This window comes from Nocardioides sp. IC4_145 (genome assembly GCF_011250565.1).
Classification (GTDB): Bacteria; Actinomycetota; Actinomycetes; order Propionibacteriales; family Nocardioidaceae; genus Nocardioides.
In genome coordinates, this window is sequence record NZ_JAANMS010000089.1 from 1 (window position 1) to 1,334 (window position 1,334).

Consider the following 1,334-nt stretch of genomic DNA (forward strand, 5'->3'; position numbering starts at 1 on the left):
ACACCCACACCGCCACCATCCCCGGCGCCGCCGCCGGCCACCTCCTGCGCTACCGCGTCGAAGCCACCAACCCCACCGCCACCACCCGCTCACCCCGCACCGACGACACCATCAACTACCGCGGCATCGTCGTGCCCCACGGCCTGAGCAGCCCGGTTCCGGTGCTGGAGTGGTTCATCTCGAACGCCGACTACACGACGATGGTCAACAACCCGACGGCCGACATCACCCGTCCGGCCGTCATCGCCTACGACGGCGTCGTCTACGACAACGTCGAGGCCAACATCAAGGGCAACGCGTCCCAGCGCGACCCGAAGGTCAGCTGGAAGTTCCACATGCCCCAGAACCACGACCTCGACATGCCCGGTGTGATCACCGAGCCCGTCGACGAGTTCGACATGCAGGCCGACTGGAGCGACAAGTCGCACGGCCGGGCCATCCTCGCCTGGGACGCCTACCAGCGGGCTGGGATCGTCAACCACCAGATGTTCCCGATCCGCAGCCAGCGCAACGGCGCCTTCCAGGGCCTCTACACCTTCAACGAGGTCTTCGACGGCACCTGGCGCGAACGGGAGGGCTACGACGACAAGGAGCTGTTCGAGGCCGAGACGAGCGCCTTCAACCAGAGCCGGCCGGTGACGGTGCGCTTCTCGAAGAAGACGCCCGATGACGGCAACTTCGCTCCCATCGCGTCGTTCGTCAACGGGGTCGCCCTCACCGGCACCGCGCAGCGCGACTTCCTGCTCGCCAACGCGGACCTGCCCAAGATGCTCAACTACGCCGCGGTCACGGCGATCGTCGAGCACGTCGACTCCTCGTCGAAGAACTTCCTGCTCTCGCTGAACCCGAACACGGGGCGGTGGAAGATCATCCCCTGGGACCTGGACCACACGTTCAGCAACGGGTGCTGCAACGTGGAGAGCTCCTTCGTCACCCCGGCCGAGCCGGGTGACAACACGAGCGCGCTGATGCGGGCCCTGCTCGCGGTCCCCGAGTGGCGGCAGATGTACTTCCGCCGGGTGCGCACGTTGGTCAACGACCTGCTCGCGACCGGCCGGATGGAGGCGTTGTACGACGCCGTGGTCGGTCCGGCGCAGCCGGTCGGCGCCCTGGACTTCGGGGCGTGGCCCTACCCGGCGGGCACGACCTTCGCGACCTTCCGCCAGCGTCTGTTCACCGACATCCAGGACCGTCGGAACGCCTTCAACTCCGATCCGCGGGTGCCGGGCAACCAGCCCGCCGCCCCGAACATCGTCATCAACGAGATCCAGCACTCCCCCACCGGCGGCGACACCGCCGAGTTCCTCGAGCTCTACAACCCCCACACCCAGGCC

1 protein-coding gene is annotated in these 1,334 nt (G+C 67.6%); it reads left to right on the forward strand.

Translation table 11 applies throughout. The features are described 5' to 3' along the window. The coding region (locus G6553_RS20550) for a CotH kinase family protein (protein WP_166196991.1) at positions 1-1,334 on the forward strand (1,334 nt) is incomplete at both ends.